Annotated in this window: 21 protein-coding genes; 4 read left to right on the top strand and 17 right to left on the bottom strand. The window is 34.2% G+C overall.

Annotated elements, in window-relative coordinates; genetic code table 11:
* Positions 1 to 5: 5 nt before the first annotated feature.
* The 10 genes from sufC to IEV10_RS02195 all read right to left on the bottom strand — a co-directional run bounded on the left by sufC (position 6) and on the right by IEV10_RS02195 (position 9,399).
* On the bottom strand, positions 6 to 758 hold the full coding sequence (gene sufC / locus IEV10_RS02240) for a Fe-S cluster assembly ATPase SufC (RefSeq protein WP_188373065.1): 753 nt from the start codon (positions 756 to 758) through the stop codon (positions 6 to 8).
* A gap of 8 nt (positions 759 to 766) precedes the next feature.
* A complete protein-coding gene (locus IEV10_RS02235; protein ID WP_188373064.1) occupies positions 767 to 1,186 on the bottom strand; it encodes a hypothetical protein in 420 nt (139 codons plus the stop codon).
* Positions 1,186 to 2,067: an N-acyl homoserine lactonase family protein gene (locus tag IEV10_RS02230; RefSeq protein WP_188373063.1), complete on the bottom strand. Its 882-nt coding sequence runs from the start codon at positions 2,065 to 2,067 to the stop codon at positions 1,186 to 1,188. Before IEV10_RS02230 ends, IEV10_RS02235 begins: the two co-directional genes overlap by 1 nt.
* Before the next feature lie 13 nt (positions 2,068 to 2,080).
* Entirely contained in the window at positions 2,081 to 3,529 is a 1,449-nt protein-coding gene (gene sufB / locus IEV10_RS02225) for a Fe-S cluster assembly protein SufB (RefSeq protein WP_188373062.1), read from the bottom strand.
* Positions 3,530 to 3,578: 49 nt separating this feature from the next.
* On the bottom strand, positions 3,579 to 3,908 hold the full coding sequence (locus IEV10_RS02220) for a HesB/IscA family protein (protein ID WP_188373061.1): 330 nt from the start codon (positions 3,906 to 3,908) through the stop codon (positions 3,579 to 3,581).
* Between the two features lie 161 nt (positions 3,909 to 4,069).
* Positions 4,070 to 4,288: a hypothetical protein gene (locus IEV10_RS02215; protein WP_188373060.1), complete on the bottom strand. Its 219-nt coding sequence runs from the start codon at positions 4,286 to 4,288 to the stop codon at positions 4,070 to 4,072.
* Positions 4,289 to 4,397: 109 nt separating this feature from the next.
* Positions 4,398 to 5,474, bottom strand: a complete 1,077-nt coding sequence (locus IEV10_RS02210) for a cytochrome-c peroxidase (RefSeq protein ID WP_229719567.1) — start codon at positions 5,472 to 5,474, stop codon at positions 4,398 to 4,400.
* Positions 5,475 to 5,480: 6 nt separating this feature from the next.
* On the bottom strand, positions 5,481 to 6,251 hold the full coding sequence (locus tag IEV10_RS02205; protein WP_188373059.1) for an MbnP family protein: 771 nt from the start codon (positions 6,249 to 6,251) through the stop codon (positions 5,481 to 5,483).
* 12 nt (positions 6,252 to 6,263) lie between these two features.
* The gene (locus IEV10_RS02200) at positions 6,264 to 7,565 is read right to left on the bottom strand and encodes a hypothetical protein (RefSeq protein ID WP_229719566.1); all 1,302 of its coding nucleotides are present in this window, start codon (positions 7,563 to 7,565) and stop codon (positions 6,264 to 6,266) included.
* Positions 7,566 to 7,608: 43 nt separating this feature from the next.
* On the bottom strand, positions 7,609 to 9,399 hold the full coding sequence (locus IEV10_RS02195; RefSeq protein ID WP_229719565.1) for a choice-of-anchor B family protein: 1,791 nt from the start codon (positions 9,397 to 9,399) through the stop codon (positions 7,609 to 7,611).
* Between the two features lie 110 nt (positions 9,400 to 9,509).
* Here IEV10_RS02195 and thiL point away from each other — a divergent pair, with 110 nt between their 5' ends.
* Positions 9,510 to 10,571: a thiamine-phosphate kinase gene (gene thiL, locus IEV10_RS02190; RefSeq protein ID WP_188373057.1), complete on the top strand. Its 1,062-nt coding sequence runs from the start codon at positions 9,510 to 9,512 to the stop codon at positions 10,569 to 10,571.
* 107 nt (positions 10,572 to 10,678) lie between these two features.
* Here the strand turns inward: thiL and IEV10_RS02185 are convergent, their stop codons facing one another.
* Positions 10,679 to 10,942 (bottom strand): DUF1660 family phage protein, encoded by a 264-nt coding sequence (locus tag IEV10_RS02185; RefSeq protein ID WP_188373056.1) that lies wholly within the window; start codon positions 10,940 to 10,942, stop codon positions 10,679 to 10,681.
* A gap of 61 nt (positions 10,943 to 11,003) precedes the next feature.
* Positions 11,004 to 11,780 carry an alpha/beta fold hydrolase gene (locus IEV10_RS02180; RefSeq protein WP_188373055.1) on the bottom strand — a complete coding sequence of 259 codons (777 nt, stop codon included), beginning with the start codon at positions 11,778 to 11,780 and terminating at the stop codon, positions 11,004 to 11,006.
* A 98-nt stretch (positions 11,781 to 11,878) separates the two neighbouring features.
* On the opposite strand from IEV10_RS02180, the gene IEV10_RS02175 reads away from it, so the two are divergent.
* Together IEV10_RS02175 and brnQ are read left to right on the top strand one after the other, a co-directional pair.
* Entirely contained in the window at positions 11,879 to 13,429 is a 1,551-nt protein-coding gene (locus IEV10_RS02175; protein WP_188373054.1) for a serine hydrolase, read from the top strand.
* Complete coding sequence (gene brnQ, locus IEV10_RS02170; protein WP_188373053.1) at positions 13,429 to 14,736, top strand: branched-chain amino acid transport system II carrier protein; 1,308 nt, start codon at positions 13,429 to 13,431, stop codon at positions 14,734 to 14,736. Before IEV10_RS02175 ends, brnQ begins: the two co-directional genes overlap by 1 nt.
* On the opposite strand, the gene IEV10_RS02165 is transcribed toward brnQ, so the two are convergent.
* Positions 14,714 to 15,367, bottom strand: coding sequence for a hypothetical protein (locus tag IEV10_RS02165; protein ID WP_188373052.1), 654 nt, complete (start codon positions 15,365 to 15,367; stop codon positions 14,714 to 14,716). The genes brnQ and IEV10_RS02165 overlap by 23 nt on opposite strands.
* 108 nt (positions 15,368 to 15,475) lie before the next feature.
* On the opposite strand from IEV10_RS02165, the gene IEV10_RS02160 reads away from it, so the two are divergent.
* Positions 15,476 to 16,804, top strand: coding sequence for an aspartate kinase (locus IEV10_RS02160; protein WP_188373051.1), 1,329 nt, complete (start codon positions 15,476 to 15,478; stop codon positions 16,802 to 16,804).
* 49 nt (positions 16,805 to 16,853) lie between these two features.
* Here IEV10_RS02160 and IEV10_RS02155 read toward each other — a convergent pair whose 3' ends face one another.
* Genes IEV10_RS02155 through IEV10_RS02140 form a run of 4 tightly spaced genes read right to left on the bottom strand, consistent with a single transcriptional unit; the run spans position 16,854 to position 23,925 of the window.
* On the bottom strand, positions 16,854 to 19,979 hold the full coding sequence (locus tag IEV10_RS02155) for a type I restriction endonuclease subunit R (protein WP_188374172.1): 3,126 nt from the start codon (positions 19,977 to 19,979) through the stop codon (positions 16,854 to 16,856).
* Positions 19,966 to 21,180 (bottom strand): AAA family ATPase, encoded by a 1,215-nt coding sequence (locus tag IEV10_RS02150; protein ID WP_188373050.1) that lies wholly within the window; start codon positions 21,178 to 21,180, stop codon positions 19,966 to 19,968. The genes IEV10_RS02155 and IEV10_RS02150 overlap by 14 nt, the downstream gene beginning before the upstream one ends.
* Positions 21,181 to 21,184: 4 nt before the next feature.
* Positions 21,185 to 22,384, bottom strand: coding sequence for a restriction endonuclease subunit S (locus tag IEV10_RS02145; RefSeq protein WP_188373049.1), 1,200 nt, complete (start codon positions 22,382 to 22,384; stop codon positions 21,185 to 21,187).
* Positions 22,381 to 23,925 (bottom strand): type I restriction-modification system subunit M, encoded by a 1,545-nt coding sequence (locus IEV10_RS02140; protein WP_188373048.1) that lies wholly within the window; start codon positions 23,923 to 23,925, stop codon positions 22,381 to 22,383. The genes IEV10_RS02145 and IEV10_RS02140 overlap by 4 nt, the downstream gene beginning before the upstream one ends.
* Positions 23,926 to 24,020 lie beyond the last annotated feature (95 nt).

Here is a 24,020-nt window from a genome sequence, read left to right as displayed (position 1 = left end):
ATTAATTAAGCGTTTACTTCTTCTTTAATCCAGTCGTAACCTTTAGCCTCTAACTCATGAGCCAACTCAGCAGTTCCTGATTTTACTATGCGTCCATTGTATAAAACATGTACAAAATCTGGAACAATATGATCTAAAAGACGTTGGTAGTGTGTAATTACAACAACAGCATTGTCTTTAGATTTTAGTTTGTTAACACCATTAGCAACAATGCGTAATGCATCGATATCTAAACCAGAATCTGTCTCGTCTAATATGGCTAATTTTGGCTCTAACATTGCCATTTGAAAAATCTCGTTTCGCTTTTTTTCACCACCAGAAAAACCTTCGTTTAAAGAACGCGATAAGAACTTACGATCTATTTCTAATAGTTCAGCTTTTTCACGGATAAGCTTTAGCATTTGATTTGCTGGCATATCTTCTAAGCCTTTTGCTTTACGAGTTTCGTTTATAGCAGTTTTCATAAAGTTAGTAACACTAACCCCAGGAATTTCTACAGGATATTGAAAGGATAAAAATATACCTTTATGCGCGCGCTCTTCTGCACTTAACTCTTCTAAATCTTCACCATCTAAGATAATTTCGCCATCTTCTACTTCATAGTCTTCTTTACCAGCAATGACTGAAGCCAAGGTACTTTTTCCAGAACCATTTGGACCCATGATTGCATGCACTTCGCCAGGCTTAACATCTAGGTTAATACCTCTTAAAATTGGTTTGTCCTCAACACTAGCGTGAAGGTTATTTATTTTTAACATAATCTTACTTAGTTTTCTATTTTTATAACGTCGTTTTGTTCTGGGTTAGGTGCTTCGACTATAATTGTTTCTTTTATTTCTAGTCTAAAAGGCCAACCTTCTTCACCTTCAGGTTTTGCAAAGCGTTTGGCCCTAACTGTAACGGGTACCATATCTGTTGGTTCTTTTTTGAACGCTTTAACCTTTTCGTTTAAGGCTTTCATATTATCGTCGATAACAACACCGTAGATAGAATTCTGTGTTTGAATAACTGCGGCATTCTGATTTTCGTCATATATAAAATCGCCTTTCAATGTAATAAGACCATCATTTTGATCATAAGATTTTGAAACCTCAGCATCTGTATTTACCGTTTCAGTTTTCGAATCATTTTTACACGAAACAAATAGTGTAACGCATAAAAGAACTGTGAAAATATGTTTTATCATTAGTCTAGGTACTTTGGGTATTTTGGTAATCTATTGAAATCGTCTTTGCTATGCTGAATGTAAACATCTGCATTGTTTTCCTTGGCAAAAGCCTCAAAAGCATCCATACTTTTTAATGTCATTTCTACATCGAAATTAAAACTAGGAACACCACGAGAATCTCTATTTTCTTGAAAATGATATAAATCACCGGTAAGTAATATATTACCAGCATTTTCCAACTTTAAAAACAATACTTGATGTCCTGGTGTATGTCCAGGCATTGACTTAATAACTACTGTGCCATCTCCAAAAACATCATGGTCTCCATTAAGTTTTTGAATCTTAGTTAATACAGCGATTGGAGGATAGTTATCTCCTTTTTTCTGTTCTTCGCTAGTTATAAAATCATATTCTGCTTCTTGAACCAACCAAGTTGATTTAGCAAATTTTGAAGCAGAACCGGTATGGTCAAAATGTGTATGCGATACAGAAATATAATCGAAATCTTCTGGTGTTAGTTTTAGTTCTGCTAATTGAGACACTACAGAATCTTTACGTGATACAGTAAATGCACCATTTGGTGTTGTAAATGGTTCTTGACCTACAAGCCCTTCAGCTAAACCTCCATCCCATAATAATCGTCCTTTAGGATGCTCTATAATATAAAATGCATCTGCAAAAATTTTGGTTTGGCCAGTATAAGTTGTGTCTTGAGAGAATACTTCAAGCATATTTACTATTACAGTACCACCATCAAGAGTATATAGCTTTATACCTTCTTTTTTTGAAGCCTCAGCTTCTTTTTGAGCATCATTATAGCCATCCTTTACACCTTCTTTAAAGTCTTTACATGACGAAAAAGTTAAAGTAATTGCTAATAAAATGATTAATTTTTTCATGGTTGTATATATTTTATCCAACAGAACCTTCTAAAGAAATCTCAAGTAATTTTTGAGCTTCAACAGCAAATTCCATAGGGAGTTTATTTAATACGTCTTTGCTAAATCCGTTTACGATTAGTGCAATGGCTTTTTCTGTATCAATACCACGTTGATTACAATAGAAAATTTGGTCTTCACCAATTTTACTAGTAGTTGCTTCGTGTTCTATTTGAGCAGATTTGTTTTTAGCCTCTATGTATGGAAACGTATGAGCACCACACTCGTTACCCATTAATAAACTATCGCATTGCGAGAAGTTACGTGCATTTTCTGCACGCGAGCTAATTTGTACCAATCCACGATAAGAGTTTTGAGATTTACCTGCAGATATACCTTTTGATATAATAGTAGACTTGGTGTTTTTACCTAAGTGTATCATCTTAGTACCTGTATCTGCTTGTTGGTAATTATTTGTGACTGCTATAGAGTAAAATTCGCCAATAGAATTGTCACCTTTTAAAACACAAGAAGGATATTTCCATGTAACAGCACTTCCTGTCTCTACTTGAGTCCAAGATATTTTTGCGTTCTTTTCGCAAAGCCCACGTTTGGTTACAAAGTTATATACACCGCCTTTTCCTTCTGCATTTCCTGGATACCAATTTTGTACAGTACTGTACTTTATCTCTGCATCGTCAAGTGCAATAAGCTCAACAACTGCAGCATGCAGTTGGTTTTCGTCACGACTTGGTGCAGTACAGCCTTCAAGGTAACTTACATAACTGCCTTCATCAGCAACTACTAAAGTTCTTTCAAATTGTCCAGTTCCAGCTTGATTAATACGGAAGTAAGTAGAAAGTTCCATTGGGCAGCGTACACCTTTTGGAATGTAACAAAAACTACCATCACTAAACACAGCAGAATTTAGTGCTGCATAAAAATTATCTTTGGTAGGAACGACAGTGCCGATATATTTTTTCACTAATTCAGGATGTTCCTGAATAGCTTCTGAGATACTCATAAAAATAATCCCTTTTTCTGCTAAAGTCTTTTTAAAAGTCGTTGCAACAGAAACCGAATCTACAACCACATCCATCGCAACACCTGCGAGCTTCTTTTGCTCGTCAAGAGAAATTCCTAGTTTTTCGAAAGTGGCTAATAACTCTGGGTCAACCTCATCAATACTATCGTATTTTGGTTTGCTATTTGGTGCAGAATAATAAGAAATAGCTTGAAAATCTGGTTTCTGGTAATGTACGTTTGCCCATTCTGGCTCAGTCATTTCTTTCCAAACTTTAAAAGCTTCAAGACGCCAGTTGGTCATCCATTCTGGCTCTTCTTTCTTTTTAGAAATTGCTCTTACTATATCTTCGTTAAGACCATTAGGAAAAGTTTCAGATTCAATATCTGTATAAAAGCCATACTCATACTCTTTGGTTTTTAATTCTTCTCTTAAATCGTCTTCAGTATATTTTGACATCTTATATTTTTTTGAAATCTTTCCTTAAAAAGGAAGTTTTTAGAAAAGTTTATAGCGAAAATGATTCGCCACAGCCGCAAGTTCTATTGGCGTTAGGGTTATTAAATACAAAACCAGTTCCGTTAAGTCCTCCGGAATATTCTAGAGTTGTGCCTATGAGGTATAGAAAGCTTTTTTTGTTGACGATAATTTTTACACCGTTGTCCTCAAAAACTTTATCGCCTTCTTCTTGGTTTTTGTCAAACTTTAAATCGTAAGACAAGCCTGAGCAACCTCCGCTTTTTACACCAACTCTTACATAATCTGTAGAAGCACTAAAGCCGTCTTCTTGCATCAATTGCACGACTTTTTGCTTTGCTGTTTCAGAAACCTTTATCATATGCTTATATAGATTTTCTCTAAATAGAGTGCAAAGATACGATATAGCTAGGTTCTTACAACATTTACTAACATTATATTAATATATGATTTAATAGTATTTAGCTATACTAAAAAGCGAAAAGGGAAACAGCCATAACTATAAGGAAAATAAAAAACCAATTATGCAATTCTCCGTTTTAGAAGAAAAAGTTTACGAAGTGTGTTTTCAAATGTTTTGTCTGCACCACTTGGATTAAAGTCTCCATGCTTGTCCATGATTACAGTTGTATTGCAATGCTTACATTTTAATTGGTCATTTTTATAAGCCTCATTTTGAGACTTATAAAAATTATGACCAAAAATTATACAAGATATATTATCTGTATTAGTAGGTTTCATATTTGGTAATTTGGGGGAGACTAATATAGACAAATAATTGACCTAAACAAGCTGAAATACTTATTTTTTCGATGAAATGCATAAAATTTATAAGATTTTACTATAAATTTTAATTCTGAAAGTCTGGATTGGTTAAAAAAGAAGGGTCAGATAAGGTTAATAAGAAAGCTTTTAAGTCGGCTTTGTCTTGAGCAGAAAGTTGTACACCACCTTGAGCGATGTTTTTCATTAATGGATCTATGGTAGGTGAGTTTTGTAGTCCTTCACTGTAATGATCTATAACTTCATCTATAGTGGCAAAACGGCCATCGTGCATAAAAGGAGCAGTATATGCTAAGTTACGTAATGAGGGTGATCTAAATTTGCCATTGTCATTAGGGTCACCAGTTACTGCACCAAGACCTAAGTCAGTAAAAGCTGTATCTAGTCCATTGTTATGAAAATCGTTATCTGTCCAAAGCGGGTTATTAGGATTACCATGACAATGAAAACAATCGCCTTTATCCTCGCGAAGAAAAACATCTAATCCATTTAGCTCTTGCGATGTTAAAGTTTCTTGCCCCAATGAGTACCTGTCAAATTTTGAATTTGCAGAAATTAAGGTTCTCTCAAATTGTGCTATAGCTTTAGCCGCTAATTCTTTTGTTATGGTTGAGGTATTAAATGCTAGTCTAAAAAGTTCAGGATATTCGGGATGATTTTGAAGTCTATTAACTACATTCTCCCAATCACTATGCATTTCAATAGGGTTTTCAACAGGTTCTAAAGCTTGCCTTTCTAAACTTAGTTCTTTACCATCCCATGCAAAACGCTCATTATAATTCCATGCGAGATTAAAAAGAGGCATAGAATTTCTTGTTCCAAAAACACCATCTATTCCCACACTTGTTGGGGTGTTATCTGTGAACGCATTTTGGGGCGAATGACAACTTGCACAGGATATGCTTTGATCTCCAGACAGGATGTTATCAAAAAATAAACGCTTTCCTAAAGCAATACCTTCAACAGTTTGGGTATTATCATTTGGGATTACAGGAGGAATGATATTATTTGAAAAAATTTCTGGAATATCTAAATCTAAGGCATTAGGAGTCTCATCAACTGGTGTGAGGCCTTCATTTTCATTATCACTGGAACATGAAGAGAAAAGGAAACATAAACATATTATGTAGATTAGTTTTTTCAAATTAATTTATTGAGAAACAGAACCTAGGGTAAATACGCTTTGACCATTTTGATACATTTGTATTTGAGCTGCAGAATTTGGCATAAGAACTGTATTCAATTGGTTTAAATCCCATGTGTTAGGGTTTGTAAACCATTCTGCAATATTCATTTCAATATTAAGTGTCGTATCACCACTTACGGTAACAGCTCCTAAATTAACTGTAAAAAAGGTGTCTTGAGGAAATGTTGGGTTCATACCAGGATTATCGACGGCTCTAATTGCATGATAATTGAAATTTGCTTCCATATTCGTATTGTCTATATACTTTCCATCAAATTGCATATAATGATAACCGCCACCTAGCATATCAGGAACGTTAAAAGAAGCAGAGTTTAAGTCTAAATAATTTTGAGAATTATCTTCGTTATCAAATCCAAATGTAAAAGACACATTACTGTAACTTCCTGGAGGAATTTGTGTTCCTAAACTGAAATCAAGATTAGTACCATTGGTAAGATCTATTAGGTTATAATTATTCAAATTTAGAACCTCATTTGATGTTGTGGTAAAAGTGATGTCTGATATAAGGTAGCGTAGGCGTTCTATACTTAGCATTTCGCCATTCTCATTAGTAAATTGAATGGTATTAAAATCTGCATTACTTACAGGGGTGCCATTCCAGTTATGAGAAAAACTTAAAGTTGTAGAGGCTGGGCTTAAACCACTATTGTTATCGTCATCACTACATGATGCAAAGTATAAGCTGATAAATAATAGGACAAAAATCTTTTTCATAAGTTGTATTTTCTAATTTATTTTGAGAAGCAAAAGATCTGTAAATCCTTTGTTTTCTTCAATATCTCCATCATTACTTGAGGTGTCTCCAACAACGACTATAGATTGGTCATTTAACTCTGCAATACCATACGCAAAGTCAATATTACTGCCTCCAAAAGATGTTTCCCAAACCAGACTTCCATTAGCATCTACTTTAACGGCCCAGGCATCATTCTGCCCTTTATTTTCAGAAACATCACCATCGCTACTTCTTGAACTTCCAGATAAAACAAAGCCGTTATCTTGAGTTGTATTTATATCACGAGCGACATCAAAACCACTTCCGCCTAATGTTTTTTGCCAAATGAGGTTTCCATCTGTTGAAATCTTTATGAGCCAAAAATCAGCAGCTCCATTATTGCTAGTTATATCCAAATCATTACTTCTTGTTTCGCCTGCAATAACGATATTTCCATCATTAGTTTTTATCATGGCTCTAGCTTCATCAGTTTCTGTACCGCCAAAGGATTTTTCCCAAACTAGGTCTCCATTTGCATTTACACGTACAACCCAAAAGTCGTATGTGCCTTTATTTGCAGAAATATCAGTGTCTTCACTATCGGAACCTCCAGCAATTATGAATCCGCCATCATTCACTTCTACAGCGCCTACAGGAGTGTCGGTAAAATTTCCTCCGAAGTAGCGACTCCATTGTAGATTTCCTGAAGCATCTAGTTTTATTGCCCAATAGTCACCACCTGCATGACGTGCTGTGCTTCTATTTGTGTTTCCTTGCCCGTTAGATGAGGTAACATCAAGAACACCTGTTAAAAGATATCCCATATCTGAAGTTTGAATAACTGAAACGCCCATATCGTCTCCTTGAAAACCAAAAGATTTTTGCCAAGATATATTTCCCGTAGTATCTAATTTAGCTATCCAAAAATCTTGTGAACCGTTATTTTCTGTAACATCAAAGTCATTGCTTTCGCTAGTGCCAATTATAGCATAACCACCATCTTGAGTTTGTATAATTTCTTGACCTCTATCATCTTGAGAGCCGCCATATGTTTTCTGCCACTCAAGGGTGTTTTCAGGTGAAAATTTTAAAAGCCAATAATCAAAACTTTCGTCTTGTTTATCTGTAATGTCGTCATCATTACTTTGGGTAAATCCTAAAATGGCATAACCCCCATCATTTGTAGCTACAACAGATTGGGCACTGTCATTTTTTGAACCACCTAAAGTTGTTAATTCAAAACTAAGAGTATTGTTAGAATTAGAATTGCCTAGGTCATCTGTATCAGTACAACTTAAAATTAGACTGATCATTATAAAACATAATAAAGATTTTTGGGACTTCATTTTTAATACGTTACATACTTTTTTTGACAATAATAAGTCCACGTTCAATATCACCTATCATAATGTTTCCACTGGCAAAATAAGGATAAACACTCCAAACACCATTAAATTCTGAAGCATCATTAGGCAGGTATGTGTCTATAAAATGAGTTTCAGTCATTGGGTTTGTGGTTGAACTAATATTAGAAATATCCAAGATGCGTAATCCAGCTCTATAATTAGATAAGTAATACTCATTACCAACAACATAACCATTATGGTCAATTGCTGGTGTTGGACCAAAATAATTTGCCGATGGCACTGGGTTATCTAAATCTGAAAAATCGAATATTAAGGTTTTAGTATTAAAACCAAAATTACGTTCGTCAATTTCGTCACCAAGTATAAAGTATCTTTGATCTTCGGTAAACCAACCTTGATGCGCATATGCAGTTTGCGGATATGTAAAATCACTAATAGGAATAACGTTAGACTTATCTGTAACATCTAATATTACGACTCTATCTGTATTGCCATTACTTCCTACATAGATTTCTCGACCCTGATAATCTGGATCAGGACCAGTATAAGTAACAACTTGCGCATCGTGAGAATAACCGCCAGCAGTATAGTCTCCCAAGAATGTAGGATTCATTGGATTAGAAATATCAACAAAGATTGGTCCACCTCCATTTGTACCTGTACATCCAACTAAATACGCCACAGCCTCACTCTCGTTAATTACAATATTATGACAACTCCCAACACCAGTATAAAGCGCATCTACAGTAAAGGTTTCTGGAGGATTTGTTACGTTTCTTAAGCGTGTCAAGTCAAAGACTTGCATACCATGATTTCCTACATTGTCAGCAACTATAAACGCATGATTATTATATACTTTTACATCTCGCCAAAAATTTATACCCGCACTAGAATTTAATCGTCCCAGGAATATAGGATTGAATGGATCAGTTACATCTACGAATGCCGTAGTATTTGTCAGACCAACTAAAGCATATTCTTTATTTGTAGTTGGATCTGTCCAACCCCAAATATCACTACCTTCTATATTAGAGGCAGAACTACCACCAAGTGTTTCGGTATCTATGGCACCCATGACATCAATACCATTACAAGGGAAGATACCAGCCATTCCATTTACGCAAGGCGTATCTAATGTATAGGGGCTGATATCACAAGCGTTACCAACACCGTCGTTGTCAATATCTTCTTGATTAGGATTTGCTGTATTAGGGCAATTATCACAAGCATCGCCTATGCCATCACTGTCAATGTCTTCTTGATTAGGATTTTCTGTATCAATGCAGTTATCACAGGCATCGCCTATGCCATCACCATCAGTGTCTTCTTGGTTAGGATTTGCTGTATTAGGGCAATTATCACAAGCATTACCAATGCCATCACCATCAATGTCTTCTTGATTAGGATTTGCTGTATTAGGGCAATTATCCATTGCATCTTCTATGCCATCACCATCAGTGTCTATGTTGGAATCACAAGCATCGCCTATGCCATCATTGTCTATGTCTTCTTGATTAGGATTTGCTGTATTAGGGCAATTATCAGACTCGTTTGTAATGCCATCACCATCAATATCATCATCACAAGCGTCACCAACACCATCGTTGTCGGTGTCTTCTTGATTGGGGTTTGCTATATTTAGGCAATTGTCATTTATGTTTACTATAGTATCGTTATCTGAATCTTGATTACTTAAATCAACGGTCTCATCATTACAACTTAATGTAAAAAGTGTCATAAGACATAGTAGGGAAATAAGTGTAAGTTTTGATATTTTCATGGGGTGTTTTTTTGCAATTTAATCATTAATTAAGAATTGCTCTAAATACTTAACTGAAATTAGATGAATAAATTATGTGTTAATTGTTAAAAGCATAATATTTTTGCAGGATGATAGAAGATAAAAATCCACAAAGAACACCATTAAGTGAGCTCGGTGAGTTTAAACTCATTGAACATTTAACAGAGCAATTTAAAATAAATCATAAGTCTACAGTTAAAGGGATTGGAGATGATGCAGCTGTTTTAAGTCCTGAAAAAAAACAAATCGTTGTTACTACAGATTTATTGGTCGAAGGCGTACATTTTGATTTGAGTTATGTGCCCTTAAAACATTTAGGTTATAAATCGGTTATGGTTAATTTGTCCGATGTCTGCGCTATGAATGCCAATGCAACGCAGATTACAGTTTCTATTGCTGTATCTAATCGTTTTCCTCTTGAAGCTTTAGAAGAGTTATATGCGGGTATTGAAACTGCATCAAGGGTGTATAACATTGATGTTATAGGTGGAGATACAACATCTTCTACGTCTGGACTTATCATCTCCATTACTGCAATTGGTGAAGTAGAGGAAGATAATGTTGTGATGCGTTCAGGAGCTAAGCCTAATGATTTATTAGTCGTTACAGGTGATTTGGGAGGTGCCTATATGGGACTTCAGATATTGGAACGCGAAAAAGAAGTCTTTAAAGTTAACCCTCAGAATCAGCCAGACTTATCGATGTATACTTACATTGTTGAACGTCAGTTAAAACCTGAAGCTCGAAAAGATATTGTGGATTTGCTCAAGCAATTAGAGGTAAAGCCTACAAGTATGATTGATATCAGTGATGGCTTATCGTCTGAAATTATGCATATATGCAAACAAAGTAATGTTGGTGTAGATATATACGAAAATAAAATTCCTTTAGACCCGCAAGTTATTAACACCTGTGAAGAATTTAATATAGACAGTACAACTATTGCTTTAAACGGAGGCGAAGATTATGAGCTGTTGATGACTATAGCACAAGAAGATTTTCCAAAAATTAAAGGGAACCCTAATTTAACAGTTATTGGTTATATGACTGAAGCCAATCGAGGCTTACATTTAGTAACTCGAGCAGAAACTAAAGTGCCAATTATAGCCAAAGGTTGGAAAAATTTCAACGAGACTGAAAACGAAAATTAAGGTTAGTAGCTATTTACTTTTTAGCCTTACTTGTTTTATTTTTTAGAATACATTTAAGAGCCGAGAAACTTTTTTTAATGAGTAACAGATCATTATAGTCTATTAATTTATGCCGCAGAAGTATTAAACCTTTGCGCATTCATTCTCGATAGCTTATTAGAATAAATTTTAGCTAGGGTAGCATTTATCTCTTTGAATTTTGGTGTAAGTTCAGTAAGCCGACCATTACTGTTTGTCGTTAACTGTTTCTTACAACAAGAGCATGTATATTCTTTAACATGGTGTGTCACTTTTTTAGTGACTTTATAATTATGACCAAAAAAATCGCAATATAGTTTCAATGGAGTAATCGCTGAAGTAGATTTTTTCATAATTAGTTAGATTTGGAAAGACTAACATAATTAAAAAATCAAATTAAAACGCTAAAACGTATTATTTTTCGTTAAAATGATTTATAAAGTAAGATAATTCTTTCTTATTTTCAATATAACTCATATGCCCACCTGAAAATAGTTCTATTTTTATTGTAGTATCCTTTACTTTTTGCAGGACTAATTCTTGATTATAGATTGTATCTTTTTCTCCTATGATTATTACTTTTTTTCCTGTGATGTTTGCAAATGTTTCAAATCTATCTGGTCTTATGGCCATGCCTTTATGTGCGGCAATAAAACCTTGTTGAGATGTTTTAAGACCTATGGCTAATGCCTTTTCAAAATCATCCTTAAATTTTTCTTTACTATTTGGAGCAAACAAATTGGTAAATGACATCCGTACCAGAGCTTCGTAATTTTCCGTTGCCATTTGAGCGGCACGGGCTCTCAAAATTAATCGTTCATTATCATCTGCTTCAAATGTAGAATTCATTAAACAAAGATTCTTAATTAAGTTGGGTTTTAGCTCAGCTAAAGCCAAAGCTACATAGCCGCCCATAGAATGTCCTATACAACTTACATCATTAATTTTTAATTCATCTATTACAGAATAAACAGCTTCTGCCATAGTTTCCATACTATGTATATACCCAAGGCAGTTCGTTTTCCCGTGACCCAATAAATCGATGCAGAGCACATGATTATTTTCTGAAAGCTCTTCAACAAAATCATCCCACATGTGTAGAGTTTCTAAAAAACCGTGAAGCAATACTATTGTGGGTCCTTCTCCAATTGAAGTATAATGAATCTTACAATTTCTGTGAGTTACAAACATGATTGCAAAGATAAATTTATCATAGATTTATTCAGTACAAATCATCACTAACTATTCACTATATTTGAAACTATTCTAAATCAAAATATATAAATTTTATGGCTTTAAGACGCTGGATCATCCTATTTATTTTTGCACTATCTGCGGGCCTAAATGCTCAAATAGAAGAGGCAGAACTCGATAAACTTATTCAAGAAACATTAAGCACATTTGATGTTCCAGGCATATCCGTTGGAATATTAAAAGACAATCAAATAGTATATGCCAATGGTCATGGTGTGCGGTCTTTAGAGAATAACAGACCAATGGATCCAAACACGCTAGTGGGTGTGGCCTCTAATAGCAAAGGATTTACCTGTTTTGCTTTGGCTATGATGGTCGATGCAGGAAAATTAAATTGGGATGACAAGGTCCGTAAACATATTCCAGAGTTTCAGATGCAAGACCCGCATGTAACCGAAGCGTTTACAGTTAGAGATTTGGTGACTCACAGAAGTGGCTTGTCTCTCGGCGCTGGAGATTTAATGTTTTTTCCTGAAGGCAGTGATTTTACGGTTGATGATGTTATAGCTAATGTAAAACATCTAAAACCCGAATCTTCTTTTAGAAGTAAATTCCGATATAATAATAATATGTACATCATTGCTGGTGAAGTTTTAAAACGTGTTAGCGGCATGTCTTGGGAAGAATTTATTGAAACTAAAATCATGAAACCAGTCGGAATGTTAAACAGTAAAGCATCTTACAATCGTGTGACTGATAAAAGCAATATCATTGATGCTCATACGAGAACAGAAGGCAAGGTCATTAAAATTCCTCATGATTGGTCACCTTTAGCAAATCCTGCAGGCGGTATTATGAGTAATGTTCGTGATATGCTAACATGGGCTCAGTTTTTAATGAATGACGCCGTTACTGCAGACGGTACGCGTTTGCTTGATAAAGATTTATTCCATGAGTTATGGCAATTACAAACCCCTCTTAATGTTAGGGCTGGCGATTGGTATAATTCTAATTTTAGAGGTTACGGCTTAGGTTGGTTTGTCACTGATGTTAAAGGCGGACACAAGCAAGTCTATCATACAGGAGGTTTATTAGGTACTGTAACGCAGTTTACAATGATTCCTGACTTAAATTTGGCAATAGCCGTATTGACAAATCAGATGAATGGTTCTGCATTTAATACCATTACAAATACCATTAAGGATTCTTATTTAGGGTACGAAAATCGTAATTGGTTAAAAAATTATGGCGGAAGAAATGCCAGATATATTAAGTATAACGACAGCATTAAAGCTGCTGTTTATACTCAAGTCGACAAACTAAAAGGCAGTTCCAAATTACCAAAACCAAATCAAATTACTGGGACATTTAACGATGCTTGGTTTGGAAATATTCTAATATCTCATGATGGCAAAAATTATAAGATAAAATGCGAACGTTCCTCTCAACTCGTTGGAGAGTTATTACCATACAATGCAACAACGTATGTCGCCAAATGGAATAACAGGAGTTTTGATGCAGATGTTTTTGTAAAGTTTACCTTTGATAAAGACGGCAAAGCACAATCTGCCACTATGGAATATATAGCGCCAATTACCGATTTTAGTTTCGATTTTGGAGACTTAGAACTTAAAAGAATCGACTAGTGTATAAACGTAAAGTCCTCCTCGTAACAGCATTTGGCTTATTCTCTTTATTCTTTGGTGCAGGAAATTTACTAATCCCACCATTATTAGGTTACAATGCTGGTGAGCAATGGTTTTGGGTCACCTTAGGATTTATGATTACTGCGGTAATTATTCCTATTATTGGTATCATGGCACATGCTAAATTGCAGGGCACCATGTACGACTTTGGCAAAAAAGTTTCCCCATGGTTTAGTTCTATTTATTGTGTTATTGTTTATATCATTTCTATAGCAATTCCATCACCAAGGACTGCTTCTGCTACGCATGAAATTGCCATTCATCCAGCTTTTGGCACGGACCCATTATGGACAAGTTTAATTTACTTCGCTTTGGTATTGGTCTTTGTTTTAAACCGTTCGAAAATTTTAAATGTTATAGGTAAATTTTTAACGCCACTGATTGTTATTATGTTGCTTATGGTCATTGGAATTGGTTTGTATAATAGCAGTTTGGCTAATCCTGCAACATTTCAATCGCCAATTGTAAGCGGAATATTAGAAGGCTATCAAACCTTTGATGCTATTGGCGCTGTCGTAGTTGGTGCTTTTATTATAGTGTCATTAAAGTTTAAAACTATTGATGTTGAAGCTTATGAAGCCAAAAAATCTTTAATCCGAAAAGCAGGACTTATTGCTGGTTTAGGCTTGTTTGTTATCTATGCAGGATTGATTTCTGTAGGCGCCTATTATGGTACAGAAATTAGTGTCGATAGTACTTTGAGTAATGATATGCAACGCGCCAATTTGTTAAGAGGTATTAGTATTTCGGCATTGGGCACTTTTGGTAATACGGTGTTAAGTGTTCTGATTTCACTAGCTTGTTTCACTACAGCTGTTGGCATTGTTGCCGGAACAGCAGATTATTTTAGAGGCTTATTTCACAGTTCCAACAACGCGTATATTATTACTGCAATTTTAGCGTGTTTGGCTGGTGTTGGTGTTGGGCAACTTGATTTTCATTCTATCATAGTCATCGCTTATCCGATACTATTATTTATTTATCCGATAACTATCGTATTAATAATTTTGAATGTACTTCCTGAAAAGTTAGCCACACCATTGGTATTTAGAGCTGTAGTTATAACTACCTTTATCTTTAGTATACCAGATGTTATAGGCTTTATAAGTCCATCTGATAGCTTGAAAAATCTAACCAATTACATTCCTTTAGCAAACCATAGTTTAGGTTGGATATTGCCAGCTTTAGTCGCTTTTGTTTTAGCTAATGTATTTTTTAAGACATCTACTGAGCGTTCAGATTCTTAATGGCAGAAAAGGCTTGATCTACTAAATGACTTTCTACTAAAACGGTAAACTCGTTGGTTGTAGAAATCACTTCGTGAAGCGAAATTCCTTCCCAGGCAAAGCGCTTAAAAATTTGATAGTATAAGCCAGAAATTCGCTGATTATTTTTAGGCAAACGTATGCTTATGGACGATAGATTGTCTTGGGAATCTATCATTTTTTCATTTTTAAAGCCCTCTAAAACAATACGTTTTTCTGAAGCTGACACAACAATATTACTTTCGTAAACACCTTTAGAAAACCCATAGAACGATTTTGTATCTAAAGTTTCCATAACATTAGAGTGACTTTTAATTAAAGTATCCGAATTCTGAAACGTGTAGTCAATTAAGTTAGAGCGTACAGTAATATCTCCCAACTGTTTTAGTACAGCTTTTAGTTGATGCGATTGTCGTAAATGCACTGGTGGTGCATAACGTCTTAAGGCCATCATAATAGCACCCGTTTTTACAGGTTTGCCTAACATTTTACTTACAGGAGTTTGTAGCTCTTCCGATAAAGCCGAAAAGTTTATGATTTGTCTAAACAAGGCTTCTTCTAAAAAAGGTTGTTTAACTAAAATGTCTTCTACACAAGAGGCAATAGTTTTCATTTTTGTTTGTTATATAATTAACAATGTGTGCAAATATAAACTATTTCTTCAAAATATTAGTATCAAGGAAAAGTATAAACTTATTTTTGGGCTTTAAAATTGAAACACATGTTAGTATATAAGTTTGGCGGTACATCTGTTGGTTCTGTGGTGAATATGAATCATGTCAAAGATATCATCAATACCAATGACCAAAAAATAGTGGTATTGTCAGCCATGTCAGGCACTACAAATGCACTGGTTGCGATTTCAGAATCTATAGCCGCTGGAGATGTAAAAGCTGCTGAAGAACAAATAGACAATCTTAACGAAACTTACAATGCCACCGTTTACGATTTGTTGCATGAAGCGTCGTTACAGCAAGACGTGAGTGATTATGTTAATGGGATTTTTAGAAACTTGCGCCAAGCTGCCACCAGAAACTATTATGCACAATTACACAATAGTATTTTGGCCAATGGAGAGTTGTTGTCGACGTATATGTTCAGCCGGTTTTTAGAACAAGAAGGGTTTAATGTGGTAGTATTACCTGCTTTAGATTTTATGCGTGTAGACCGAAATAATGAGCCTGATAATTTTTACATTAAACAAAGTTTATTTCGTTTGATCGATAGCCAACCAACGGCAGACATCTATATTACACAAGGGTTTATTAGCTTGGATGCCGATGGCGCTATTACCAATTTACACCGTGGTGGTAGCGATTATACCGCAACAATTATTGGCGCAGCCATTGATGCCGATGAGGTACAGATTTGGACAGATATTGACGGCTTCCATAACAACGACCCACGTTTTGTAAACGATACACGAGCCTTATCGCATTTGTCTTATGACGAAGCAGCTGAGCTTGCCTATTTTGGAGCAAAAATATTGCACCCGCAAACGGTAATGCCTGTAAGGCGTTTAGACATCCCATTACGATTAAAAAACACCATGGCGCCAGAAGCACACGGCACATTAATTACCAACCAAATTCATGGCGAAGGCATCAAAGCCATTGCCGCCAAAGATGGCATTACTGCCATCAAAATAAAGTCGGTACGGATGCTTCTGGCACATGGGTTTTTAAAGAAAATCTTTGAAATTTTCGAAACCTACGAGACTGCTATTGATATGATTACCACCTCTGAGATTGCGGTGTCATTAACGATAGACAACACTACTAATCTTGAGGCTATTGTAACTGAATTGCAAAAGTTTGCTGAGGTCGAGGTTGAGGATTACATGAGTATTGTGTGTTTGGTGGGTAACCAAATTATTTACCATCCAGATACGCCAGAACTCTTCCAAATATTACAAGATGTTAATGTACGAATGATTGCTTATGGCGGTAGCAATAATAACATCTCCTTACTCGTTAATACCAGTGATAAGTTAGAAACTTTACAAAAGCTACAACGTTACGTGTTTAATGGTTATTCCGTATTAGTTTAGTAGAAGAAAAGCGCCGAAAGGCGCTTTTTTAATTTTTCAAGGTTAATTTTTATAATTGCCCACCAACATCTTTAAATTTCTCTACAAAAGATGAAATCTTTTGGAATACACTTTGTTTTTTAGTTAAATATTTAGGATTCAAAGGGCTCATTTTTGGTAAAATTGAATTTAGCTCTGTACCGTTATCACTCGCGTATTTTCGTTTTAAAGAAGTTAGAATATAACGTTTTGCAGCTTCCTCATTTAAATTCTCATCCACAATTAACTCTGATGCCTCTGTTTTCTGTTTTCCTTGAGCATAGGCAAAGAACGCATCTATTATAGTTGCTTTTTCTTTTATCTCATCTAAATCAGTTTCATTAATAAAATCTACAATTAACCCTTCTTTAGCTCTATTTCCTATACTTGCACGAATCACACGTCTAATTTCTTCTACTAATTCAGATTTATTTTTATTCTTTTTATTGTTTTCAAAAATTAATTCCAGAATATAATCCAAGTTAATTTCTTGTGATTTCAATAAATCTACTTCAAACACCACATCATCCCAATCGATATCTGATTCTTCTGCTTCTTTACCCTGTTTTTCTCTTCTTAACCAATCACGTATATCATTATATGTAGAGCGGTAATCTTGAAGTGTTCTTTCTGAGGGTACTTCTATTTCTTTCATAACAGCAATATCTTCATCTGATATAAAGTGTTTTAGTTTAAACTCTTCAATAGCATCAGGATTATCTAAATCAACTGATTGAAACGCTTTTAAATGAATAAACTCATCATAATTCTGAAGTATATTTTCAACACGTAAATACTCTCCAAAAAGTTTAGAAAATATTTTCTTGTCTTTCTCTGTTATTATAGATTCAGGGTCTGGAAACTTTTCATTTAATTCCTTTACCACTTCAATGAAGCCCATACGTGCTTTTCCTGTTACTATATCTGTAAAGCCTTCTAAATATTCTTTATAGCTTTTCTCTAATACTACATCTCTTGTGTTACTATCGCCAAAGGTTTTTATTGCATCAATCGTAGCTTGTTCTAAATCTCTAAAGGTGACTATGTTTCCAAAGGTTTTTGTTGCGTTAAAAATTCGGTTTGTACGAGAGAATGCCTGTATTAGTCCATGATAACGCAAATTTTTATCTACAAATAATGTATTGAGCGTAGGCGCATCAAAACCTGTTAAAAACATACCTACTACAATCAACAAATCAACCTCTTTCCTTTTAACACGATTGGATAAATCACGATAGTAATTCTGAAATTCTTTGCTTTCAACACTATAGTTCATTTTAAACATCGTGTTATAGTCATTAATAGCTTTGGTTAAAAATTCTTTTGCACTGACATCTAGCGCTGTTGGTTCAAAATTTTCATCAGGGATTTCACCAATAGCATTTTGCTCTTCATTGGCTGCAAACGAAAATATAGTAGCAATTTTTAAAGGTTTGTCACTACCTTGTTGCAACTTATTTATTTCATCGTAATAACATTTGGCTGCATCAACACTACTTACTGCAAACATGGCATTAAATCCAGTATTACCGCCTTTGGTTCTATGTGTTTTTTGTCTGTAGTTATTTAAAAGATATTGTGATATTTCTGTAATTCTTACAGGATGTAGAAATGCCCTCTTTTTTTCCGCAGCACTTAATTTCTTTTCATCTAACTCTGTTTCTATACCTCTAAATTGTGGCCTTACATCGTTATAATCTACTTTAAATTTTAATACTTTTTCGTCTCTAATAGCATCCGTAATAACATAGGAATGTAATTCACGACCAAAAATACTTGCAGTGTCTTCACTTCCTAAAGAATTTATCCCCGCAAAGATTGGTGTCCCTGTAAACCCAAATTGATAATATTTCTTAAATCTTTTCTTTAAATTTTTTTGAGCCTCGCCTTTGCCAGTTTTTCCAAATTGCGAGCGATGTGCTTCGTCAAATATGAATACGACTTGTTTTTGATATATAGACAAATCACTTTCACTTTTCATCAGATTATTTAGTTTCTGAATTGTTGTTACTATAATCTTATTATCTTCTTTGTTTATATTTCTTTTTAAACCTGCTGTACTATCTGAACCATTAACACTATCTGGTGAGAAACGTTGATACTCTTTCATGGTTTGAAAGTCTAAATCTTTCCTATCTACCACAAAGAATACTTTATCTACAAAGTCAAGTTTTGTTGCTAATCGAGCCGCTTTGAAACTTGTTAATGTTTTTCCAGAACCTGTAGTATGCCATATATAGCCACCACCCTCTGTATTAGACCATTTTTTAGAGTTAAATGAACTTTGTATTTTCCATAAAATACGCTCTGTTGCTGCAATTTGATAGGGTCTCATTATTAGCAGTGTATCATTTACATCGAAGACAGAGTATTTTAGTAATATATTAAGTAGCGTTCTTGTTTGAAAAAAAGTAGCTGTAAAATCTTTAAGGTCTTTAATTAATGAGTTATCCGATTTTGCCCAATTCATCGTGAAGTCGTAACTGTTTTTGTTACGCTGTACTGTATTAGCAAAATACCGACTGTCTGTACCATTAGAAATTACAAACATTTGTAGGTACTTAAAAAGTGAGTTGTCTGTATTAAAACTCTCTTTAGAATAGCGATGCACTTGATTAAATGCCTCACGAATAGGTACACCACGTTTTTTTAACTCTACTTGTACTAATGGTAAACCATTTACTAAAATAGTAACATCATAACGATTGGCATGTATGCCTTTCTGCTCAAACTGTGAAATGACTTGAACCTTATTACGTAAAATATTGTTCTTATCTACTAAATATATATTTTTAATACGCCCATCATCAAAAACAAAATCATAAATATAATTATCGTGAATCTTCCTTGTTTTATCTACAAGATTATCATTTGGTTTATCTAAAAATTCTTCTATAAAACGCTTCCACTCGCTATCTGTAAATTGCATATTATTGAGGTTCTGCAATTGTGTGCGCACATTAGCGAGCATACTTTTTTGATTGGTAAGATTAGGCAAATAATCATATCCTTGATTTTGTAAATCTTGAATAAGTTCTTTCTCTAAATCTGCCTCTGTCTGATAACCAGAAGGTGTTTCGTTTACCTCTGAAAACTTTTTGTAGTTATCTAAAACAATAAAATTGTTTGATTCTGCTATGGTTTTATACTGTTGCATTCTCTGTTTCTGTTGATGAAGCTTCATCTGCTATTGGTTGCGCTTCAATTTCTTCTATCCAATACTTGCTATTAACTAAATGGTCTAATAAAAACTTCACAATCTGCTTTTCTGGGTCAGTTGGTTCAGCTACGGCTTCATTTGATAATGTGGAATGGCTTGTAAACTGAATAATTCGATTATAATAAGTTTGCTTATCATCAGGTAATAACTCTGACCACTTAGGATATCCTAAAAAATTGGCTGTCTTTTCATATAGATTACGTAGTAATGTAAAGTGATATTTTTCAATAGTATTTGATTCTATTGCTTGTTCTATTGTATGTTTAAGATAAAGATGGTAAGAGAAGCTTTTATTTGAATCGCCCTTTTTCTCTTCAATTTCAAATGTACCATCTTCAAGTTTACTTAACATATAGCATTTTTTACTTCCTAATTCATTATACAAAACATTGTAAAAAAGTGGACTATGTGTAGAAACTATGAACTTTAAATTATTTGATTGCTTAATAAGTTCTGCTAAGTTAACTGCTAATTCTATTAAATGATTTTCATCTAACGAGCTAACAGGGTCATCAATAAAAACGTATTCTAAATCGTTGAATTGGTCAGTAGAACGATTTTCAATTTCTGGAATTTTTAATATTTCTACAGCCTGTTCTAATAAACTGTAAAATACGCACCAAATAAAATTACTTTCTTCTCCTTTAGATATTTTTACATTATTTAAAGTGTCGTCACCACCCCTTGTAATTGAAAATGTAACCTCTGAATATGCAGGAACAATTATATCTTCATCGTCTTCATTCTTAGTTGTATATTCCTCATTAAATAAAGGCGTTAATTTATCATTATTTGTATAGTGTTGTAAATTTGATGCTATATTACCATCTAAATCTTGGTCTTTAAGAAATTGAAGCACCAGATTTGTAAAGTTATTTGGGCGTATAATTAGTTTTCTGTCACTATCACCATGTAAATCATTATCCCAATAAAATAAATCTTCTGTAAAGGCATTGTAATACAGTACTTTAATACCTGATTCATCTTGCACATCTTCATCATCATCCTTTGGGTATACTAATGACCTAAAGATACGTGATAAGCGTGTTTTACCTGTACCATTAAAGGCATATATAAGTTGTACCTTTTTGTTAGCATCTCTAAGTGCTTCTGCTATTTGAGTTAATGATTGACTCATAGTTTTACGCTTCTGTTTTTTCTTTTGAAAAGGTTAGCAACTTTTCTCTATAATATTCGTATTGTTTTTTACGTAATTCTATTTCTTTTGGTAAACCTTCACTTATTGAAGTTGTTAAAACATCAAATTTATCTAGGATAGCAACGATACGTTCTTGTTCTTCCGGTGATGGAATTGGAATCAATGCTTTACCTAATCCTTTTGAGTTAATTGCTGAAATTTTACCTGTTCGGATATGTTTCTTTATTTGGTCATGAAATTGTCTTGTTCTGGTAAAATAAGCAACATATTTAGGGTTTAAATTGCTTTTATAATAAAAACAAGCATCATGAATAACAACTCCTTCTTCACCTAACCAAGCTGTTCCTTGTCCTATATCTTCTATGGTTTCACCGGCTGCTACAATGATAACGTCTCCTTTTTCGGCACGCCTTAGTTTTTTCCTTTCTACAAGTTCTGTACTTACAAATGATTTCGTTTTATCTGCCCAAGTACCATAATGTGTATACATTTCACCATAGTGTATGCATGGGACACCTTCAGAAATCATATCGGTTTTTACAAATCGTTTACCTCTAATAAATTCGCCAACTTTTTCATCTCCCATAGGTGCGTGTTGCACTTCATTTTCATTAAAAGTTAGTAATTGTTCCCGATAATAACTATACTGTTTTTTACGTGTAGTAAGTTCTGTAGTAAGTTCTGTAGTAAGTTCTGTAAAGGTTTCTAAAATGCTAACTATTTCTTTTTGGATTTCTATTGGTGGTACAGGAATTAAGATTTTCGCCATTTGGTTACTCATTAATTTAGGATTACCCATTCCAGAATAGACATGTTTTTTTGCTTCAATGGATAACCAATAAAACAAAAATTTATAGTTTAATTCTTCTACATCATTGATTTTTATTAACCCACATACATTTGTAATTGAAAATTTACTTGTTCGATAAAACACTGTGCCTGCATTAGCACCATCAGTTGTCCATGTCACTGTCTCACCATCAAAATCATAAGTTTTAATCTTTCCTATTTCACCATTATTGATAGTTTGAGAACTGTAAACTGGATATTTACCAGCGTTTTTGAGTAAATAAGTTTTTGACATTACACGCCCTCTTGTCAATTCTGCCAAACCATTTTCTTTATGAGATAAAGGTTTCCAAATTACATCAATACCATTTAACAATTCATCTAAATAACTCATGCTTCAATTTCATTTAAGATGGTATCAATATCGGCACGCAATTGGTCTATTTTCTCTACAGTCCTTTTAATCTGTTTATTCAATTCCACAATATCAATCTTCTCACGTGTATCTTTTGGTTCCACATAAGAACTTACAGAAAGGTTATAATCGTTTTCAGCAATATTGGTATTGTCTTTAGAGGTTGCAATGTGTGCTACTTCCTCTTTGCTGTCAAACATTTTAATAATGGCTTCAATGTGCGTATCTGTCATCACATTGTTATTCGTTTCTTTATTAAAGAAATCTTCTCCAGAGGCATCTATAAACTGCGTTTTAGTGTCTGTTTTACTTTTAGACAACACTAAGATATTTACAGCTATAGATGTGCCGTAAAACAAGTTAGGTGCTAATGAAATAACGGTTTCCACATAGTTATTATCTACCAAATACTTTCTGATTTTTTGTTCTGCACCACCTCGATAAAAAATACCAGGAAAACATACTAAAGCAGCTCTTCCTTTACTTGAAAGGTAACTTAATGCATGTAGTACAAAAGCAAAATCTGCTTTAGATTTTGGTGCTAACACACCAGCAGGTGCAAAACGGTCGTCGTTAATAAGAGTAGGGTCATCGCTACCTTTCCATTTTACGGAATATGGTGGATTAGATACTATAGCATCAAAAGGTTTATCATCTCTTAACTTTGGGTTTATTAATGTATTCCCTAAAACAATATGAAATTTGTCATAATTCACATTGTGCAAAAACATATTCATACGTGCTAAGTTGTAGGTGGTATGGTTTATTTCTTGCCCAAAGAAGCCTTCTTCTATAATATGATTATCAAATTGCTTTTTAGCCTGTAATAGTAATGAGCCAGAACCTACAGCAGGGTCATAAATCTTATTTACCTTTTCTTGTTTATGGATAGCTAACTGCGCAATTAATTTGGATACGTTTTGAGGGGTAAAGAACTCACCACCAGATTTACCTGCATTGGCTGCATAATTAGAGATTAAAAACTCATAAGCATCACCAAATAAATCTATTTTAGAGTTTTCGATACTTAGTTTTAAACCTTCTACACCTTTTATAACCGCGGCTAAACGTTGGTTTTTATTTTCTACAGTATTTCCAAGTCTGTTACTTGTAGTATCAAAATCTGCAAATAAGCCTTTTATATCTTCTTCTGACGGGTAGCCATTTGCAGAACTTTCTATAGCTGTAAATATTGATGCTAAGTCAGTATTTAAATTAGGATTGCTATTGGCTTCTTTTGCTACGTTGATAAACAACTGACTTGGATAAATAAAATAGCCTTTAGTCTTAATGGCGTCCTCTTTTATTTCAGGTGTAATGACGCTATCTGGTAAACTTGCGTAGTTAATATTTTCATCACCAGCTTCAATGTAATTGGTGAAATTCTCACTTATGAAGCGATAAAAAAGTGTGCCTAATACAAATTGCTTAAAGTCCCATCCATCTACTGAGCCACGTACATTGTTGGCAATACTCCATATTTGTCTCTGTAATTCTGCTCTTTGATCTATGCTTGTCATTGATTAGTTTTAAGATATTCTTCACCAATTTAACGAAATTGAATTGACTCCTTTAAAAGTGAATTTATAATCTATAAAAATAAAAATCTTTTATG

It is taken from the genome of Winogradskyella haliclonae, from assembly GCF_014635865.1.
Taxonomy (GTDB): Bacteria; Bacteroidota; Bacteroidia; order Flavobacteriales; family Flavobacteriaceae; genus Winogradskyella; species Winogradskyella haliclonae.
The sequence above is the reverse complement of the archived record's forward strand: the minus strand, read 5'-3'. Positions and strand labels throughout refer to the sequence as shown.

What these genes read in the sequence shown, in the direction of transcription:
- thiL (WP_188373057.1), top strand. Translation starts at nt 9,510, where the DNA reads ATGATAGAAGATAAAAATCCACAAAGAACACCATTAAGTGAGCTCGGT.
- IEV10_RS02145 (WP_188373049.1), bottom strand. Translation starts at nt 22,384, where the DNA reads ATGAGTTATTTAGATGAATTGTTAAATGGTATTGATGTAATTTGGAAA.
- IEV10_RS02185 (WP_188373056.1), bottom strand. Translation starts at nt 10,942, where the DNA reads ATGAAAAAATCTACTTCAGCGATTACTCCATTGAAACTATATTGCGAT.
- IEV10_RS02230 (WP_188373063.1), bottom strand. Translation starts at nt 2,067, where the DNA reads ATGAAAAAATTAATCATTTTATTAGCAATTACTTTAACTTTTTCGTCA.
- IEV10_RS02140 (WP_188373048.1), bottom strand. Translation starts at nt 23,925, where the DNA reads ATGACAAGCATAGATCAAAGAGCAGAATTACAGAGACAAATATGGAGT.
- IEV10_RS02235 (WP_188373064.1), bottom strand. Translation starts at nt 1,186, where the DNA reads ATGATAAAACATATTTTCACAGTTCTTTTATGCGTTACACTATTTGTT.
- IEV10_RS02195 (WP_229719565.1), bottom strand. Translation starts at nt 9,399, where the DNA reads ATGAAAATATCAAAACTTACACTTATTTCCCTACTATGTCTTATGACA.
- sufC (WP_188373065.1), bottom strand. Translation starts at nt 758, where the DNA reads ATGTTAAAAATAAATAACCTTCACGCTAGTGTTGAGGACAAACCAATT.
- IEV10_RS02150 (WP_188373050.1), bottom strand. Translation starts at nt 21,180, where the DNA reads ATGAGTCAATCATTAACTCAAATAGCAGAAGCACTTAGAGATGCTAAC.
- IEV10_RS02205 (WP_188373059.1), bottom strand. Translation starts at nt 6,251, where the DNA reads ATGAAAAAGATTTTTGTCCTATTATTTATCAGCTTATACTTTGCATCA.
- IEV10_RS02215 (WP_188373060.1), bottom strand. Translation starts at nt 4,288, where the DNA reads ATGAAACCTACTAATACAGATAATATATCTTGTATAATTTTTGGTCAT.
- IEV10_RS02155 (WP_188374172.1), bottom strand. Translation starts at nt 19,979, where the DNA reads ATGCAACAGTATAAAACCATAGCAGAATCAAACAATTTTATTGTTTTA.
- IEV10_RS02220 (WP_188373061.1), bottom strand. Translation starts at nt 3,908, where the DNA reads ATGATAAAGGTTTCTGAAACAGCAAAGCAAAAAGTCGTGCAATTGATG.
- IEV10_RS02160 (WP_188373051.1), top strand. Translation starts at nt 15,476, where the DNA reads ATGTTAGTATATAAGTTTGGCGGTACATCTGTTGGTTCTGTGGTGAAT.
- IEV10_RS02180 (WP_188373055.1), bottom strand. Translation starts at nt 11,780, where the DNA reads ATGTTTGTAACTCACAGAAATTGTAAGATTCATTATACTTCAATTGGA.
- sufB (WP_188373062.1), bottom strand. Translation starts at nt 3,529, where the DNA reads ATGTCAAAATATACTGAAGACGATTTAAGAGAAGAATTAAAAACCAAA.
- IEV10_RS02200 (WP_229719566.1), bottom strand. Translation starts at nt 7,565, where the DNA reads ATGATCAGTCTAATTTTAAGTTGTACTGATACAGATGACCTAGGCAAT.
- IEV10_RS02175 (WP_188373054.1), top strand. Translation starts at nt 11,879, where the DNA reads ATGGCTTTAAGACGCTGGATCATCCTATTTATTTTTGCACTATCTGCG.
- IEV10_RS02165 (WP_188373052.1), bottom strand. Translation starts at nt 15,367, where the DNA reads ATGAAAACTATTGCCTCTTGTGTAGAAGACATTTTAGTTAAACAACCT.